The following is a 16,257-nucleotide window of genomic DNA, read 5'->3' on the forward strand; positions in this document are numbered from 1 at the left end:
TTGACCCGGTCGCCGAGCTCGGCCGCCAGCGTTTCCAGCTTCTCGACGCGGGTGCCGTGCAGGCCGACGACAGCGCCCTGCGCATGCAGCACCCTGGCGATCGCCTCGCCGATGCCTCCCGATGCGCCTGTGACGAGCGCCTTGCGGCCGGTCAATTCAAACATGTCTTATCCTCTTCTCAATCGTACAAGCCGGGTGAGTTCGGCTACCTCTAAACGCGTGGTTCACCCTAACGCCGCCAGCGCCGCCTCGACATCGGCCGGCGTGCCGACCGCGCCGGTGGCGATGTCGCGGTTGATGCGCCGCGCCAGTCCCGACAGCACCTTGCCGGCACCCACCTCGTACAGCGTCGCAATGCCGTTGGCGCCAAACCATTCCACCGTTTCGCGCCAGCGCACGCGCCCCGTCACCTGTTCGACCAGGCGGTGGGCGATCGCATCCGGATCGCTGGACGGCGTGACCGACACGTTGGAAACCACGGGTACGAACGGCGCGTTCTTCGTCACGCCGGCCAGCGCCTCGCGCATGACCTCGGCCGCCGGTGCCATCAGCGCCGAATGGAAGGGCGCCGAGACCTGCAGCATCAGCACCCGCTTGGCGCCCTTTTCCGTGCACAGCTTCGCCGCCTGCTCGACGGCCGCCCTGGCGCCGGAGATCACCAGTTGGCCACCGCCATTGTCGTTGGCGATCTGGCAAATCGAATCTTTGGCCGCTTCAGCGCAGGCGGCTTCGACATCGGCCTGTTCCAGCCCGATGATCGCCGCCATGGCGCCCTCGCCGGCCGGCACAGCCGCCTGCATGGCATTGCCGCGGATACGCAAGAGCCGGGCGGCATCGGCGACCGAAACGAAACCGGCGGCGGCAAGTGCCGAATATTCGCCGAGCGAATGGCCGGCGACATAGGCGACCTTGTGCTTCAGCGAGAGGCCGCGCGATTCCAGCGCCCGGATCGCGGCGAGCGACACAGCCATCAGCGCCGGCTGGGCATTGGTGGTCAGCGTCAGCCTCTCTTCCGGCCCTTCCCAGATCAGCTTCGACAGGTTTTCGCCGAGCGCGTCGTCGACCTCTTCGAAGATCTTCCGCGATTCCGGAAAGGCGTCGGCGAGGTCCTTGCCCATGCCGACAGCCTGGCTGCCCTGTCCCGGAAAGGTGAATGCGACGGCCATGCGTGCCTCCCAAGCGGCTGATTTTTCCTGCCTGTGACGCAAGGCGGGCGGACAAGTCAAGTCCGCTAGCACCCCGACCCGCGCCGCTCCGGCTCGGTATCGCTGGCCGAGTACCTGTTCCAAAAGGCTTTTTTTCGATCACTCATGATGAAAATCGCTCACGATTCGTTTGCTGGCTCTTCTTATTTCAGCCACAGACGCTAGCTTTTCGTGACATATCGATGACAGCTGAATGACACTTTTGTGTGTGGTCGGGGGAATTGTAAGGTGGCAAGGATTAAGAAAGGCGTTGGCAAATCCGCGCCACAGTTTCTAGAAGGCGATCCGGCCACCGGCTATCTGCCGGGCCGGAAATGGCCCGTTATCCGCTATGGCCTCGTCAGCCTTCTCGCCGCCACCATCCTGGTTTTTGCCATCGAACTGATCGTGCGCGGCGACTTTGCCGGCACCGTCGGCTTCTTCCTGCAGCCCTTCAAGCCGGGCTGGACCACCATCATCATCTTCGCGCTGATCCTGATCGGCCTCGATGCCGTGCTCGGCCGCAGCCACCAGAGCCTGATGATCGTCGCGCCGCTGACGCTGGCGCTGGCCTTTGTCGGCCACCAGAAATCGCTCTATCTCGGCGATCCGCTCTATCCGACCGATTTCCTCTATTCACGTCAGATCGTGGCGCTGATGCCGCTGCTGGTGCGCGAACGTCCGGGAACCGCCATCGCTCTGGCGGTCGGCACCGTCGGCAGCCTCTCGCTGCTCGTTTATGGCTGGCGGCTGTGGCGCCGCCGCGTACCGGCGCTCGGTCGCAAGGGACGCCTGGCCCGGCTGACGCTGACCGTGCCGCTGCTCGCCTTCTTCGTGTCGATCATGGATTACGCGACGTTCTCGTGGACCCGCGACCGGCTGCAAATCATCCCGATCATGTGGGACCAGAAGGAAAATTACGCCTCCAACGGCTTCGCACTGGCCTTCGCCCTCAACGTGCCGATGGCCCATGTCCCCGCGCCTGCCGGCTACTCCGACAAGGCGATCGCGGCGATCGAAAGACCTGATGTGAAGGCATCGGTGCCAGCCGAGAAGCCAGACATCATCATCGTCATGAGCGAATCCTTCTGGGATCCGACCGAACTGCCCGGCGTCACCATCACGCCCGATCCGATTCCCAACGTGCGGGCGCTGCGCTCCGGCCACGTGTTCTCGCCCGAATTCGGCGGCATGACCGCCAATGTCGAGTTCGAGGCGCTGACCGGCTTTTCCAACGCCTTCCTGCCGGCCGGCAGCATCCCCTACCAGCAATATGTCCGCGCGCCGGTGCCGTCGATGGCGACGTTCCTGAAAAGCCAGGGCTATGAGACACGCGCCATCCATCCGGGTACAAGCTGGTTCTGGAACCGAACGCCGGTCTATGCCGATTTCGGCTTCGATGACTTCAAGTCCGAAGAAAACATGCCATATCTCGAAAAGCGCGGGCCGCTGACGTCGGACGCGGCGATGACCGACGAGATCATCCGCGAAGCCGACGCCACGGACGATCCGTTCTTCTACTTCGCCGTCAGCCTGCAAAACCACGGACCCTATGAACCGAATCGCTATTACAATCCGACCCACAAGGTGCAGGCTCCGACCAGCCAGTGGGCAAAGGATTCGCTGCTGAGCTTCACGGAAGGCGCATCCGACGCCGACAAGAGCCTCGAGCGCCTCATCGAATGGGCGAAGAACCGGCGGCGACCGACGGTCATCGCCTTCTTCGGCGACCATCTGCCGCCGCTCGGTCCGGTCTATGTCGAGACCGGCTTCCTCAAAGATAACGTCGCGCCACGCAAGGAGCCGCCCGACCAGATGCTGCTGCATCACCGAACACCGCTGATCGTATGGTCCAACCGCACCGGTCCGGTCGCGGACATGGGAACTGTCAGTCCAGCTTTTCTGCCCTACCATGTCCTGACCACGGCCGGGATCAGCCACCCCTATTACACCGGCTTCCTCGGCCAGATGCGCGAGCGCTACAGCGTCGTCGACCGCAATTTGTTATTGACGCCGACGGGCGAGGACACGCCCGACTGGGCGCGCAAGAAGCAAATCGACCCGGCGATTCGCGATTTCCGTCTGCTGCAATACGACATGATGTTCGGCAAGCGCCGTGCAGCGCCCGATTTCTTCCCGGAGACGGTGAACAAGCGGGTCCCGCATACAAGCTGAAGATGCGCGACATGTCGTCCTGAGCGCGGCGGTTTTTCGGCTCGCCCTTGTCTTGCGGCCAAATTCCTGTATAGACGCCCGCAATCTGCCGGTCCTTGCTGGGGGCTGAACGGAGGGCCGGAGGTTTTTCGAAACCTTCGTGTGGAGCCAGAAGCGCTTCCGCCTCCCGTGTCTCCGCTCTCGACCGTCTCGTCATGCTCCTTTCTTCCCCGCCCTGCCAGGGATCGCCGGGTCAGAGAAGTTGCAGAGGCTTTTGCCGCCGGGACCGGGAGAGAAACGAAGAAAGGCAAAGAACAATATGGCTCTTTACGAACATGTGTTTCTTGCCCGGCAGGACCTCTCGCAGCAGCAGGTCGATGCGCTTGTCGAACAGTACAAGGGCGTCATCTCCGCGAATGGCGGGTCCGTCGGCCGGGTCGAGAACTGGGGACTGAAGTCCCTCACCTACCGGGTCAACAAGAACCGGAAGGCATACTATACGCTGATGGACATCACCTGCCCGCCGGCCGCGCTCAACGAGATGGAACGCCAGATGGGCCTGTCGGAGGATGTGCTGCGTTTCCTCACCATCAAGGTCGATGCGCATGAGGAAGGCCCGTCTGCGATGATGCAGAAGCGCGAAGAGCGCTCGGAACGCGGCGGCTTCGGCGACCGTGACCGTGGCCCACGCTCGTTCGGCGACCGCGATCGCGGCGATCGCCCGCCGCGCAGCTTCGGTGGCGATGGTGCAGACCGTGGCCCGCGCCGTCCGCGCGAAGCTGTTGAAGGGGGTGCAGAATAATGGTCGACATCAACCAGATCCCGACCCGGCGCCCGTTTCATCGCCGCCGCAAGACCTGCCCGTTCTCCGGCGCCAACGCGCCCAAGATCGACTACAAGGACGTACGTCTGCTGCAGCGCTATATTTCCGAACGCGGCAAGATCGTGCCGTCGCGCATCACCGCCGTCAGCCAGAAGAAGCAGCGCGAACTCGCCAAGGCGATCAAGCGCGCCCGCTTCCTCGGCCTGCTGCCCTACGTGGTTCGCTAACACTGATCAGTTGACCATGATCTTATCCGAAAACCGGTTTCCACTTTTCGGGATCATGGTCTAGCCAGCGGGCGGTTCGCCGCCCGCTTTTCCCACGGCGACGGGCGCCGCGGGGTTGCCATCAAATCCCGGGTTGGGGTGAAGACCTCTAACTGCCGCGACAGGCAGGACAGCGACATCGGCGGCGACGCCCTCAGCTTCCTGACCTGTTCCAGTCAATTCGGCGTCGATGCCAGTGATTTGGCGCCCAAACGAAGGAACAAAACCATGGAAGTCATTCTTCTCGAACGCGTTTCCCGCCTCGGCCAGATGGGCGATACCGTCAAGGTCAAGGATGGATTCGCCCGCAACTTCCTGCTGCCGCAGGGCAAGGCGCTGCGCGCCAACGAAGCCAACAAGAAGAAATTCGAAGGCCAGCGCGCCCAGCTCGAAGCCCGCAACCTCGAGCGCAAGTCCGAGGCCATGCAGGTTTCGGAGAAGCTGGACGGCAAGAGCTTCATCGCCGTGCGTTCGGCCGGCGAAACCGGCCAGCTCTACGGCTCGGTGTCGACCCGCGACATTGCCGAGTTGCTGACGGCGGAAGGTTTCTCGGTCAACCGCAACCAGATCCTGCTCAACCAGCCGATCAAGGCCATCGGCCTGACCAATGTGGCGATCGCGCTGCATCCGGAAGTCGAGGTCACCATCACGCTCAACATCGCCCGCACGGCCGACGAAGCCGAGCGCCAGGCCAAGGGCGAGACGCTGACCACAGCCGAAGCCATCTATGGCGACGACATCAACGACAATGCGCGCCCGGACAACTTCTTCGATCCCAATGCCGAGTTCGAAGGCGGCGAAGACAACGGCTGATTGCACGTCACAAGGCGTCAGGGCGGCGCTTTAAAACGTTTCGTCGGCTTCCAGTCATTTCTGGACCAACGCCCGGGCGCCTCGCCCGGGCTTTTTTGTGCCAAACGGAACTTTTCGACCCCCTATATCTTGATGCAGACTATAGCGCCGCGCGTCGTTTGGACGCGCAAAGGACGCTGCAGACTTTGGTTCGGCGCATGATCCTTTCCGAAATCGATTTCGATTGTCGGGTCATGCGCCGAGACAGCGTGTCTGACCGAGAGGGGACATTTGTTCATGAATATTCTGCTGAAACGCATTCTCGACCGCCTGGTGCGCACCGGCAATCTCAAGGTCACCGGACCGAAAGGCCTCTCCGTGACTTTCGGTGACGGCAGCGGCGATCTGGTGCACATGCACATCAAGACCACGCATGCCGAGCGCGCCATCAGCTTCGATCCGATGCTGGCGGTGCCGGAAGCCTATATGGACGGTGAGCTCGACATACTCGAGGGCGGCGTGCTGGGGGTGATGCGCATCGCCTTCCAGAACATGGATAGCGGCGGCATCGATGCCACCTGGTCGAAGGCGATAGAAGGCCTGCGTCACGCTTTCCGCCGCCTGCAGCAGATCAACACGGCGGCGCGCGCGCGCCGCAACGTGCAGCGCCACTATGATCTGTCAGGCGACCTCTACAGACTCTTCCTCGACGACGACATGCAGTATTCCTGCGCCTATTTCGAGCAGCCTGACATGACGCTCGACGAGGCGCAGGCAGCCAAGAAGCGCCATATTGCCGCCAAGCTCAGGCTGAAGGCCGGCCAGACGGTGCTCGACATCGGCTCCGGCTGGGGTGGGCTCGGTCTCTATCTCGCCAAGTCCTTCGACGTCGAAGTGCAAGGTGTGACGTTGTCGACAGAGCAGCATGGCGTCGCCACCGACCGCGCCCATGCGCAAGGCCTGGAGAACCGCGTGCATTTCGAAGTGAGGGATTACCGCGAGCTCAACGAGCGCTTCGACCGCGTCGTCTCGGTCGGCATGTTCGAGCATGTCGGCGTCAACCACTACCGCACCTTCTTCGACAAATCGGCGACGCTCTTGAAGCCGGACGGCGTCATGCTGCTGCACACGATCGGCCGCTCCGGCGCGCCGTGGGCAACCAGCGCCTTCATCCGCAAATACATTTTCCCGGGCGGCTACGTCCCCTCGCTCTCGGAAGTGATGCCGGCGATCGAAAAGTCGGGCCTCATCGTCACCGACATCGAAGTCCTGCGGCTACATTATGCCGAGACGCTGAGACATTGGAGCCAGCGCTTTGCCGCCAACCGCGACAAGGCCAAGGCGATCTATGACGAACGGTTTTGCCGCATGTGGGAGTTCTATCTGGCAGCCTCGGAAGCCGCTTTCCGCTGGCAGGATCTGGTGGTCTTCCAAATCCAGATCGCCAAGAAGAACGACACGCTGCCGATGTCTCGTGATTATATGGCCAAATGCGAGAAGGCGTTGCAGCTGCGCGACATGGGGCATCGTCCAAAAGCCCCTGCCGCCAAGCCCGCCCGGCGCCGCAAAGTGGCGGATATGGAATAGACCGCCGGCGATCACGCCATTGCCGCTTGCCATTGCCGGCCCACACGCTGAAAAAGGTCTCGCCGTCGCCGCGAGACTTTTTTCATGACCTATCTCATCTACATCGTTGCTGCCCTTGCCGAGATTGCCAGCTGCTTTTCGATCTGGGCGTGGTGGCGGCTGGAAAAGTCGCTGCTGTGGCTGGCGCCAGGCCTGGTCTCGCTCGCTTTGTTCGGCTTCCTGCTGGCGCTGGTAGACATCAGTGCTGCGGGCCGCGCCTATGCCGCCTATGGCGGCATCTACATCTTCGCCTCGCTCGGATGGCTGTGGCTGGTGGAAGGCGTGCGCCCCGACCGCTGGGACCTTGCCGGTTCCGCGCTCTGCATCGTTGGCGCCTCGGTGATCCTGCTCGCACCTCGGGGTGCCTGATCTATGGAACTGCCTATCCCGCTTCGACGGGGCGTCGAGCGCCTCCTCGAAAAAGTGCCGCTGCCGACGCTGAAGCAAGCGGCAAAAACGCTGTCGGACCGCTATCGCGCCGAACTGCGCGACGGCCGCCTGCATTTGGCCGAGGAGATCGCGGTCAAGGCCTATCTGGCGACGCGGCTGCCGGCGACCTATGCCGCTGTCCGTGCCAGTCTCGATGCGGTCAGCGAGGCAAAGCCCGATCATGCACCCAAAACCCTGCTCGACGTCGGCGCCGGCCCCGGCACCGTGCTTTGGGCTGCGCTCGATCTCTGGCCCGACCTCGAGCAGGCGGTGCTGATCGAGGCGAGCGCCGCGGTGCGCCGGGTCGGCGCGGCGCTTGCCGCTGAGGCGATGACGGCCAGGGTCGCCTGGCTGGCCGGCGATGTCAGCCTCGATCTCGCCGATCTCAAGCCGGCCGAGCTGGTCACCTGCGCCTATGTGCTGGACGAGATCGGACCGGTGTCGCTGCCAAAACTGATCGACCGGCTCTGGCACCTGACCGATGACACGCTGCTGGTCGTCGAGCCGGGCACGCCGGCCGGATGGCAGCGCATCCTTGCCGTGCGCCGGCAGCTGATCGAGGCGGGTGCGCACGTGCTTGCGCCTTGCCCGCATAAGTCACCCTGCCCGCTCGCGCCGCCCGACTGGTGCCATTTTTCGCGCCGCGTCGCGCGTTCGCGCCTGCACCGGCTGGCTAAGGACGCCGACGTGCCATGGGAGGACGAGAAATTCATCTATGTCGCCGCCTCCCGCCACGCTGTTGCCCCGCCGCAGGCGCGTGTGATCGCACCACCGAAATCAGGCTCGGGCAAGGTCCTGCTGAAACTTTGCGAAAGGGACGGCGGTGCGGACGAGAAACTGTTCACCAAGCGCGACGGCAAGATGTTCAAGACAATGCGGCGGCTCGACTGGGGCGACGCGCTGCCTGAGTGATTGGCAGCTATTTTCCTGTTTTGTTCTCGCCCGAGAACGGCTAGGCTCGCCGTCTTGATTCGAGTCAATCGAGATTCTTTCCACCGAAAAATCTTGGCTGTGAATCGCGGGCACCGAAGCTGATTGAATGAAGACTGATGCAGATAAGTCATCACCGACCTATCCCGTTCTGATATCGAGAGACCGGCATCGAAATCGGGGACGTTATGGCAGAGGCAGCACGAAAATTCGGCGTGGCGGAAACACCGCTCTATCGCGAGGCACCGAACAACATCGAAGCCGAGCAGGCGCTGCTCGGCGCCATCCTCGTCAACAACGACGCCTTCTACCGCGTGTCGGATTTCCTGAAATCCGGCCATTTTTACGAGCCGCTGCACAGAAAGATCTTTGAGGTCGCCGCCGAGCTCATTCGTATGGGCAAGATAGCGACGCCGATCACGCTGAAGACCTTTCTGCCGGCCGACGAGAGGGTCGGCGACATGACGGTTGCGCAATATGTGGTACGGCTGGCCGTCGAGGCGGTCACCGTCGTCAATGCCGCCGACTACGGCCGCGCCATCTATGACCTCGCCACGCGCCGCGCCCTGATCACCGTCGGCGAAGACATGGTCAACATCGCCTACGACGCGCCGGTCGACATGTCGCCATCCGAGCAGATCGAGGATGCCGAGCGGCGCCTGTTCGAACTGGCCGAGACCGGCCGCTACGATGGCGGCTTCGAGAGCTTCACCGACGCGGTCAAGACCGCTGTCGACATGGCCAACGCCGCCTATATGCGCGACGGGCATCTGTCGGGCGTCGCCACGGGCCTGCGCGACCTCGACCGCCGCATGGGCGGCCTGCAGCCGTCCGACCTGATCATCATCGCCGGCCGCCCGGGCATGGGCAAGACCTCGCTTGCCACCAACATGGCCTTCAACATCGCCGAAGCCTATGTGCCGGCGCAACAGGCCGACGGTTCGTTCAAGGCGGCAAATGGCGGCGTCGTCGGCTTCTTCTCGCTCGAAATGTCGTCGGAACAGCTCGCCACCCGCATCATTTCCGAACAGACCGAAATCCCGTCGTCGAAAATCCGCCGCGGCGAGATCAGCGAAATGGATTTCGAAAAGCTGGTCGCCTGTTCGCAGACGATGCAGAAGATCCCGCTGTTCATCGACCAGACCGGCGGCATCTCGATCGCTCAGCTCTCGGCGCGGGCGCGGCGGCTGAAGCGCCAGCGCGGCCTCGACGTCATCGTCATCGACTATATCCAGCTGATGCAAGGGTCGAGCGCCAAATCCTCGCAGAACCGCGTGCAGGAGATCACCGAGATCACCACCGGCCTGAAGGCGCTGGCCAAGGAGCTGGCCGTGCCGATCATCGCGCTGTCGCAGCTGTCGCGTCAGGTCGAAAGTCGCGATGACAAGCGCCCGCAGCTCTCGGACCTGCGCGAATCGGGTTCGATCGAGCAGGATGCCGACGTGGTGATGTTCGTCTACCGCGAGGAATACTACCTGAAGAACCGCGAGCCGAAGCCTGGCACCGACGAATACATCAAGTGGGAACACGAGATGAACGAGATGCGCGGCAAGGCCGAAGTCATCGTCGCCAAGCAGCGCCATGGACCGACCGGCTCGGTCAGCCTCGCCTTCCAGGGCGAGTTCACCCGCTTCTCCGACCTCGCCGAGGAGCATCATATTGCGGAGAGGTTTGAGTAGCTTTTGACTTCCCGCCGCGCTCCTTCCCACCCCCCTCTGGCCTGCCGGCCATCTCCCCCGCAAGGGGGGAGATCGGCAGCTTTGCCGGCGTCGCTCTTCCTGCAACGTCAGCGATTGGCCAAAGCGATGGCGACATCCAATCTCCCCCCTTGCGGGGGAGATGTCCGGCAGGACAGAGGGGGGTGGGAAGGATCACCAGCCTCCGGCCGCTTTGGAGCGTCGTCAGCCTGATGGCCAAGTCCCGCGTCCAGTTCATCTGCCAGAATTGCGGTTCGGTGCATCAGCGCTGGGCTGGCAAATGCGATGCCTGCGGCGAGTGGAACACGCTGGTCGAGGAAGGCACGTCCGGCGGCATCGGGTCGGGGCCGGCCAACACCCGCAATGCGCGCAAGGGGCGCGCGGTGGTGCTCACAACTTTGTCCGGCGACATCGAGGACGCGCCGCGCATCGTTTCCGGCATCGGCGAGCTCGACCGCGCCACCGGCGGCGGTTTCGTGCGCGGCTCGGCCCTGCTGGTCGGCGGCGATCCCGGCATCGGCAAGTCGACGCTGTTGACCCAGGCCGCCGCAGCACTGGCGTCCAAGGGCCACCGCATCGTCTACGTCTCGGGCGAAGAGGCGGTTGCCCAGATCAGGCTGCGTGCGCAGCGGCTCGGCGTCGCCGATACTCCGGTGGAGCTTGCCGCCGAAACCAATGTCGAGGACATCCTCGCCACCATCACCGACGGCAAGCGGCCGGACCTGGTGATCCTCGATTCGATCCAGACCTTGTGGACCGACATGGCCGATTCGGCGCCCGGCACCGTCACCCAGGTGCGTGCCGCGGCCCAGGCGATGATCCGCTATGCCAAATCCACAGGCGCGGCGATCGTGCTCGTCGGCCACGTTACCAAGGAAGGCCAGATCGCCGGGCCGCGCGTCGTCGAGCATATGGTCGACGCGGTGCTTTATTTCGAGGGCGAAGGCGGCCACCACTACCGCATCCTGCGCACGGTGAAGAACCGCTTCGGACCGACCGACGAGATCGGCGTGTTCGAAATGTCTGATATGGGCCTGCGCGAGGTCGCCAATCCATCCGAGCTTTTTCTCGGCGAACGCCATGCGAAAGCGCCGGGCGCCGCGGTTTTCGCCGGCATGGAGGGTACCAGGCCGGTGCTGGTCGAGATCCAGGCGCTGGTGGCGCCGTCGTCGCTGGGCACGCCGCGTCGCGCCGTCGTCGGCTGGGACGGTGCCCGGCTGTCGATGATCCTCGCCGTTCTCGAAGCCCATTGCGGAGTCCGCTTTGGCACGCATGACGTCTATCTCAACGTCGCCGGCGGCTACCGTATCTCGGAACCGGCCGCCGATCTGGCGGTTGCGGCCGCACTGGTTTCCTCGCTCACCGGTCTTGCCCTTCCCGCCGATTGCGTCTATTTCGGCGAAATCAGCCTTTCGGGCGCCGTGAGGCCGGTTGCGCACGCGCAGCAGCGCCTGAAGGAAGCCGAAAAGCTGGGTTTTGGAAGCGCGGTTCTGCCCTTGGGCAGCGAGGAACTTGCCGGGGGGATAGGGGCCGGCGCTTTCCAGCCCACCGAGCTTGCCGATCTCGTGGCGCGCATAGCCGGCTCACGGCGCAGCCGCGCCGACGAGCAAGAATGACGCGGCTCATGAAGTGGGGCAAAAGACATGCCGATTACGCTGCTTGACGGAATTCTCGTCGGCTTCACCTTGGTCTCGGCGATGCTCGCCATGGTTCGCGGCTTTTCGCGCGAGGTCCTTTCCGTCATCTCCTGGATAGCGGCGGCCGCGGCAGCGTTCTTTTTCTATCAACCGGTCCTGCCTTACGTTCAGCCCTATGTCGACAATGAGAAGATTGCCATGGTGGTGGCCGCCGGCATCGTCTTCATCGTCGCGCTGATCGTCGTCTCCATCATCACCATGAAGCTCGCCGACTGGATCATCGATTCCAGGGTCGGCGCGCTCGACCGCACGCTTGGTTTCCTCTATGGCGCGGCGCGCGGCATCCTGGTCGTCGCGGTGGCCCTGCTGTTCTTCAACTGGCTGGCCGGCCCCAAGGCTCCGGGCTGGGTCGCCGATGCCAAGTCAAGGCCGCTGCTCGAATCGATCGGCGCCAAGCTCGAAAGCCTGCTGCCCGAGGATCCGGAAAACGCGATCCTCAACAGGCTCAATCCGAATCAGCCGGCACCCGAGACCGGCACCGAGACACCTCCGGCAGCGGATGCACCCGCGGCGGACGCACCGGCAACCGGCGACGATGCTCCGGCGCCCGACGGCAGCGAGACCGACGCACCACCGGCTGACAATGCACCGGCCAATCCGGCGCCTGCAAACTGACGATCATGTGAAGGCCGCAAACTCTACGTTGCTCTCGAGCCGTCATCACACTATATAGCGACTTTAGCGGAGCTGAAGATGGCAGACGCAGACGACGTGCTTTCCGCCGAGGCTGACGATCATTTCCATGACGAATGCGGTGTGTTCGGTATTTTTGGCCGGCAGGACGCTGCGGCTATCGTCACGCTCGGCCTGCATGCATTGCAGCACCGCGGCCAGGAAGCGGCCGGTATCGTTTCCTATGACGGCACCCAGTTCCATGTCGAACATCATGTCGGCCTGATCGGCGATACGTTCACCAAACAGCGCGTCATCGACAGCCTGCAAGGCAACCGCGCCATCGGCCACACCCGCTACGCCACCACCGGCGGCGCCGGCCAGCGCAACATCCAGCCGTTTTTCGCCGAACTCGCCGATGGCGGCTTCGCCGTCGCCCACAACGGCAACCTCACCAACGCCATGACGGTGCAGCGCGCGCTTCAGAAACAGGGCGCGATCTTCTCGTCGACCTCCGACACCGAGACACTGCTGCATCTGGTCGCCACCAGCAGGGAACGCGATCTCAACTCGCGCTTCATCGATGCGGTGCGCCAGGTCGAAGGTGCCTTCTCGCTGGTGGCGATGACTTCAAAGAAGATGATCGGCTGCCGCGATCCGCTCGGCATCCGGCCGCTGGTGCTCGGCGATCTCGACGGCGCCTGGATCCTGGCTTCCGAAACCTGCGCGCTCGACATCATCGGCGCGCGTTTCGTACGCGACCTGAAGCCCGGCGAGATGGTCGTCGTCACCGCCAAGGGCATCGAGAGCCTGTTTCCGTTCGAGCCGCAGAAGACCCGCTTCTGCATCTTCGAGTATGTTTATTTCGCGCGTCCGGATTCGTCGGTCGAGGGCCGCAACGTCTACGAGGTGCGCAAGCGCATCGGCGCCGAGCTGGCGCTCGAAAGCCCGGTCGAGGCCGATATCGTGGTGCCGGTGCCGGACAGCGGCACTCCGGCGGCGATCGGCTTTTCGCAAGCCGCGGGCATCCCGTTCGAGCTCGGCATCATCCGCAATCACTATGTCGGCCGTACCTTCATCCAGCCCGGCGATTCGATCCGCCACATGGGTGTCAAGCTCAAGCACAACGCCAACCGCCGCATGATCGAAGGCAAGCGCGTGGTGCTGGTCGACGACTCGATCGTGCGCGGCACCACCAGCCAGAAGATCGTGCAAATGGTGCGCGATGCCGGCGCCAAGGAAGTGCACATGCGCATCGCCTCGCCGCCGACGCGCGCTTCCTGTTTCTACGGCGTCGATACGCCGGAGAAGTCGAAGCTGCTGGCGTCACGCATGTCGGTGGAAGAGATGGCCGAGTTCATCCGCGTCGATTCGCTCGGTTTCCTGTCGATCGACGGGCTCTACCGCGCCGTCGGCGAGGCCGGCCGCGACAATGAGCAGCCGCAATTCTGCGACGCCTGTTTCACCGGGCAATATCCGACCCGACTTGCCGATTTCGAAGGTTCGGACAATGTGCGCACGCTGTCGCTGCTGGCGGCGGGCGGGGCGTAAGATTGCCGGAACACCAATTGCCTTCCGAGTTTCACGCCTGCTCACGGAGGCCCTCGCATGATCCCTGCCACTAGCCTCGACCTGTCCGGCCGCGTCGCGGTCGTCACCGGCGCCTCGCGCGGCATCGGCTACTTCATCGCCCTGGAACTTGCCGCCGCTGGAGCGCATGTCATCGCGGTTGCCCGCACTGTCGGCGGACTGGAGGAACTCGACGACCAGATCAAGGCGGCGGGCGGACAGGCGACGCTGGTGCCGCTCGACCTCGCCGACATGGCCGGCATCGACCGGCTGGGCGGCGCCATCCATGAGCGATGGGGCAAGCTCGACATCCTGGTCGCCAACGCGGCGGTGCTCGGCGTCATCTCCCCGATCGGCCATGTCGAGGCCAAGACTTTCGAGAAAGTTATGACCATCAACGTTACCTCGACATGGCGGCTGATCCGCTCGGTCGACCCGTTGCTCAGGCTCTCCGACGCAGGCCGTGCCATCGTGCTTTCCTCCAATGCCGCCCATTCGGCGCGGGCCTTCTGGGCGCCCTACGCGGCGTCGAAGGCGGCAGTCGAGACGATGATGCGTTCCTGGGCGCATGAGACGGAAAACCTGGCCCTCAGGGTCAATGCCGCCGATCCCGGCGCCACCCGCACCGCCATGCGGGCGCAGGCGGTGCCCGGCGAGGATCCGGAGACGCTGCCGCATCCCCAGGAGATCGCCAAACGCATCGTGCCGCTGGCCAGCCCTGCGCTTACGGAAACCGGGCTGATCTTCCAGGCCAAGCACAACCGCTTTGTTGCCTACCGGCAGCCGGAGTAGACGCATCGCGCATTTCGACGGAAGAATTGCGCCGCCGCCGACGTTATTGGAATGCCAGATTTTCCGAAACGGAGGACCACCATGCGCAGACTGCTTCTCGTCACCGCCGCTGCATCGCTGGCAGCCATCGGCGTCGCATCCTCGCAGGACGCGACGATGAGCTTCTTCGTCACCAGCGTCGGCTCGGGCAAGGGCGCCGATCTCGGCGGCCTCGCGGGCGCCGATGCGCATTGCGCCTCGCTGGCTGAAGCCGCGGGCGTTGCGGGCAAGACATGGCGCGCCTATCTTTCGACCAGCGACACCGATGCGCGCGATCGCATTGGCACGGGACCGTGGTTCAACGCCAAGGGCGCCAAGATTGCCGACGATGTCGCTTCGCTGCATAGCGATGCCAACGCCATCACCAAGCAGACGGCGCTCAACGAAAAGGGCGAAGTGGTCAACGGCCGCGGCGACAAGCCCAACCGGCACGACGTGCTGACCGGCTCCAAGCCCGACGGCACGAAAATTGCCGACCAGACCTGCGGCGACTGGACGCTCAGCGGAGCGGAAGGTGCGGCAATGACGGGCCATCACGACCGCACCGGTCTCGACGATTCGGCCGCCGCCAAATCGTGGAATTCCTCGCACGCTTCACGCGGCGGCTGCAATCAGGAGGCACTGAGGAGCACCGGCGGCGACGGCCTGTTCTACTGCTTTGCCGTAAACTGAGCCGGCCCAACAAATGCAGGACATCACGCGGCTGTGGCGACCCACCGCGCCCGGCCGAGCTTTCGTCGGTTGCCCAGAATTGATAGGATCGCCCGACTCCCACAACAAACGAGGAATCCCATGGCGGCTCCGAGCGTAGCGCTGGTCTGGTATCTGGTGATTGCCGGCCCGCAAGGCGGCATGGTGGTGCTGCCCAGCACGTTCGACACTCGCGAACAGTGCGCCTTCGCCGTCACCGAATATCAGAAGCAGCCAACGCCGGCCGGCTGGTCGGTGCAGTGCGTGCCGAGCGCCTCGCCGTTCGCCGACGAGGGCGAAAGCGAGTAGCCGGCGGCGCGCGTTCAGCGCTGAGCGCTGACCGTCAGTTCCGGCCTGGTATTGATGGTCTGAAACACCACGCAATAGCGTTCGGTCAGCTTGAGCAGTGTGTCGACGCGCTCTTGTGGCTCGTCGGTGTCGAGGCCGAAATTCAGCCGGATGGCGCGGAAGCCGACCGGCGCATCTTTTGCCACGCCTAAAGTGCCGCGAAAATCGAGATCGCCTTCGGCCTCCACGGTGGCGGCGCCGAGCTTGAACTCCAGTGCCGTCGCCACCGCCTTCAGCGTTACGCCAGCGCAAGCGACCAGCGCCTCCAGCAGCATGTCGCCCGAGCACAGTTCGAGCCCGGAACCGCCGGTAGCCGGATGCAGACCGGCAACGGCGAGCGCCCTGCCGGTCTCGACCTTGCAGGCGATCGACTGGTCGTCGACCGAGCCCTTGGCCCGAAGCGTGATCAGCGCGCGCGATGCGTCGTCGCGATAAACCTCCTTGAGCGGCGCCTGCATGGCCTTCAGTCCGGTGGTGTCCATGTCCAACCCTTTTCGGCAGTCAGCTTTATCGCTCGTCAGGATACTCGAATAGAACCGGTACGGCCTAAACCTTGATTTCACGACATTTGGATCGGAGTGACAAGCTGTCCAGACATTGCTGCGTCGT

Annotated in this window: 17 protein-coding genes; 14 read left to right on the forward strand and 3 right to left on the reverse strand. The window is 63.8% G+C overall.

Features of this window, described 5'->3' with window-relative positions:
* Together AC0L2C_RS10240 and fabD are read right to left on the reverse strand one after the other, a co-directional pair.
* A partial coding sequence (locus AC0L2C_RS10240) for an SDR family NAD(P)-dependent oxidoreductase (protein WP_473523394.1) occupies positions 1-164 on the reverse strand: 164 nt, incomplete at its 3' end.
* A gap of 60 nt (positions 165-224) precedes the next feature.
* Positions 225-1,166: an ACP S-malonyltransferase gene (fabD, locus tag AC0L2C_RS10245; protein WP_287214301.1), complete on the reverse strand. Its 942-nt coding sequence runs from the start codon at positions 1,164-1,166 to the stop codon at positions 225-227.
* A 267-nt stretch (positions 1,167-1,433) separates the two neighbouring features.
* Here fabD and AC0L2C_RS10250 point away from each other — a divergent pair, with 267 nt between their 5' ends.
* The 14 genes from AC0L2C_RS10250 (at position 1,434) to AC0L2C_RS10315 (ending at position 15,609) form a co-directional block, all read left to right on the forward strand.
* Positions 1,434-3,359, forward strand: a complete 1,926-nt coding sequence (locus AC0L2C_RS10250) for an LTA synthase family protein (RefSeq protein WP_473523294.1) — start codon at positions 1,434-1,436, stop codon at positions 3,357-3,359.
* A gap of 298 nt (positions 3,360-3,657) precedes the next feature.
* Positions 3,658-4,140: a 30S ribosomal protein S6 gene (gene rpsF / locus AC0L2C_RS10255; protein ID WP_027152675.1), complete on the forward strand. Its 483-nt coding sequence runs from the start codon at positions 3,658-3,660 to the stop codon at positions 4,138-4,140.
* Positions 4,140-4,388, forward strand: coding sequence for a 30S ribosomal protein S18 (rpsR, locus tag AC0L2C_RS10260; protein ID WP_006203718.1), 249 nt, complete (start codon positions 4,140-4,142; stop codon positions 4,386-4,388). Before rpsF ends, rpsR begins: the two co-directional genes overlap by 1 nt.
* A 267-nt stretch (positions 4,389-4,655) precedes the next feature.
* Entirely contained in the window at positions 4,656-5,240 is a 585-nt protein-coding gene (rplI, locus tag AC0L2C_RS10265; RefSeq protein ID WP_473523295.1) for a 50S ribosomal protein L9, read from the forward strand.
* Positions 5,241-5,516: 276 nt separating this feature from the next.
* The gene (locus AC0L2C_RS10270; RefSeq protein WP_128172736.1) at positions 5,517-6,806 is read left to right on the forward strand and encodes an SAM-dependent methyltransferase; all 1,290 of its coding nucleotides are present in this window, start codon (positions 5,517-5,519) and stop codon (positions 6,804-6,806) included.
* 84 nt (positions 6,807-6,890) lie between these two features.
* Positions 6,891-7,214 carry a YnfA family protein gene (locus AC0L2C_RS10275; protein ID WP_473523296.1) on the forward strand — a complete coding sequence of 108 codons (324 nt, stop codon included), beginning with the start codon at positions 6,891-6,893 and terminating at the stop codon, positions 7,212-7,214.
* A 3-nt stretch (positions 7,215-7,217) separates the two neighbouring features.
* Positions 7,218-8,186 (forward strand): small ribosomal subunit Rsm22 family protein, encoded by a 969-nt coding sequence (locus AC0L2C_RS10280; protein WP_473523297.1) that lies wholly within the window; start codon positions 7,218-7,220, stop codon positions 8,184-8,186.
* A 206-nt stretch (positions 8,187-8,392) separates the two neighbouring features.
* Positions 8,393-9,883, forward strand: a complete 1,491-nt coding sequence (locus AC0L2C_RS10285; protein WP_023800713.1) for a replicative DNA helicase — start codon at positions 8,393-8,395, stop codon at positions 9,881-9,883.
* A 230-nt stretch (positions 9,884-10,113) separates the two neighbouring features.
* Positions 10,114-11,517, forward strand: a complete 1,404-nt coding sequence (gene radA / locus AC0L2C_RS10290) for a DNA repair protein RadA (RefSeq protein ID WP_473523395.1) — start codon at positions 10,114-10,116, stop codon at positions 11,515-11,517.
* A gap of 27 nt (positions 11,518-11,544) precedes the next feature.
* Positions 11,545-12,213 (forward strand): CvpA family protein, encoded by a 669-nt coding sequence (locus AC0L2C_RS10295; protein WP_027152682.1) that lies wholly within the window; start codon positions 11,545-11,547, stop codon positions 12,211-12,213.
* Positions 12,214-12,291: 78 nt separating this feature from the next.
* On the forward strand, positions 12,292-13,761 hold the full coding sequence (purF, locus tag AC0L2C_RS10300) for an amidophosphoribosyltransferase (RefSeq protein WP_023800717.1): 1,470 nt from the start codon (positions 12,292-12,294) through the stop codon (positions 13,759-13,761).
* Between the two features lie 57 nt (positions 13,762-13,818).
* A complete protein-coding gene (locus AC0L2C_RS10305; RefSeq protein WP_287301978.1) occupies positions 13,819-14,571 on the forward strand; it encodes an SDR family NAD(P)-dependent oxidoreductase in 753 nt (250 codons plus the stop codon).
* Between the two features lie 81 nt (positions 14,572-14,652).
* The gene (locus AC0L2C_RS10310) at positions 14,653-15,282 is read left to right on the forward strand and encodes a hypothetical protein (RefSeq protein ID WP_287301980.1); all 630 of its coding nucleotides are present in this window, start codon (positions 14,653-14,655) and stop codon (positions 15,280-15,282) included.
* Positions 15,283-15,402: 120 nt separating this feature from the next.
* On the forward strand, positions 15,403-15,609 hold the full coding sequence (locus AC0L2C_RS10315; protein ID WP_091590527.1) for a hypothetical protein: 207 nt from the start codon (positions 15,403-15,405) through the stop codon (positions 15,607-15,609).
* Between the two features lie 14 nt (positions 15,610-15,623).
* Here AC0L2C_RS10315 and AC0L2C_RS10320 read toward each other — a convergent pair whose 3' ends face one another.
* Positions 15,624-16,130, reverse strand: a complete 507-nt coding sequence (locus tag AC0L2C_RS10320; protein WP_287301981.1) for an OsmC family protein — start codon at positions 16,128-16,130, stop codon at positions 15,624-15,626.
* Positions 16,131-16,257: the final 127 nt, after the last annotated feature.

This window comes from Mesorhizobium sp. WSM4845 (assembly GCF_055811455.1).

Excerpts from the sequence above, each read along its gene's own strand:
- fabD (WP_287214301.1), bottom strand. The coding sequence starts at position 1,166 with ATGGCCGTCGCATTCACCTTTCCGGGACAGGGCAGCCAGGCTGTCGGC.
- rpsF (WP_027152675.1), top strand. The coding sequence starts at position 3,658 with ATGGCTCTTTACGAACATGTGTTTCTTGCCCGGCAGGACCTCTCGCAG.
- rpsR (WP_006203718.1), top strand. The coding sequence starts at position 4,140 with ATGGTCGACATCAACCAGATCCCGACCCGGCGCCCGTTTCATCGCCGC.
- rplI (WP_473523295.1), top strand. The coding sequence starts at position 4,656 with ATGGAAGTCATTCTTCTCGAACGCGTTTCCCGCCTCGGCCAGATGGGC.
- AC0L2C_RS10270 (WP_128172736.1), top strand. The coding sequence starts at position 5,517 with ATGAATATTCTGCTGAAACGCATTCTCGACCGCCTGGTGCGCACCGGC.
- AC0L2C_RS10275 (WP_473523296.1), top strand. The coding sequence starts at position 6,891 with ATGACCTATCTCATCTACATCGTTGCTGCCCTTGCCGAGATTGCCAGC.
- AC0L2C_RS10280 (WP_473523297.1), top strand. The coding sequence starts at position 7,218 with ATGGAACTGCCTATCCCGCTTCGACGGGGCGTCGAGCGCCTCCTCGAA.
- AC0L2C_RS10285 (WP_023800713.1), top strand. The coding sequence starts at position 8,393 with ATGGCAGAGGCAGCACGAAAATTCGGCGTGGCGGAAACACCGCTCTAT.
- radA (WP_473523395.1), top strand. The coding sequence starts at position 10,114 with ATGGCCAAGTCCCGCGTCCAGTTCATCTGCCAGAATTGCGGTTCGGTG.
- AC0L2C_RS10295 (WP_027152682.1), top strand. The coding sequence starts at position 11,545 with ATGCCGATTACGCTGCTTGACGGAATTCTCGTCGGCTTCACCTTGGTC.
- purF (WP_023800717.1), top strand. The coding sequence starts at position 12,292 with ATGGCAGACGCAGACGACGTGCTTTCCGCCGAGGCTGACGATCATTTC.
- AC0L2C_RS10305 (WP_287301978.1), top strand. The coding sequence starts at position 13,819 with ATGATCCCTGCCACTAGCCTCGACCTGTCCGGCCGCGTCGCGGTCGTC.
- AC0L2C_RS10310 (WP_287301980.1), top strand. The coding sequence starts at position 14,653 with ATGCGCAGACTGCTTCTCGTCACCGCCGCTGCATCGCTGGCAGCCATC.
- AC0L2C_RS10315 (WP_091590527.1), top strand. The coding sequence starts at position 15,403 with ATGGCGGCTCCGAGCGTAGCGCTGGTCTGGTATCTGGTGATTGCCGGC.
- AC0L2C_RS10320 (WP_287301981.1), bottom strand. The coding sequence starts at position 16,130 with ATGGACACCACCGGACTGAAGGCCATGCAGGCGCCGCTCAAGGAGGTT.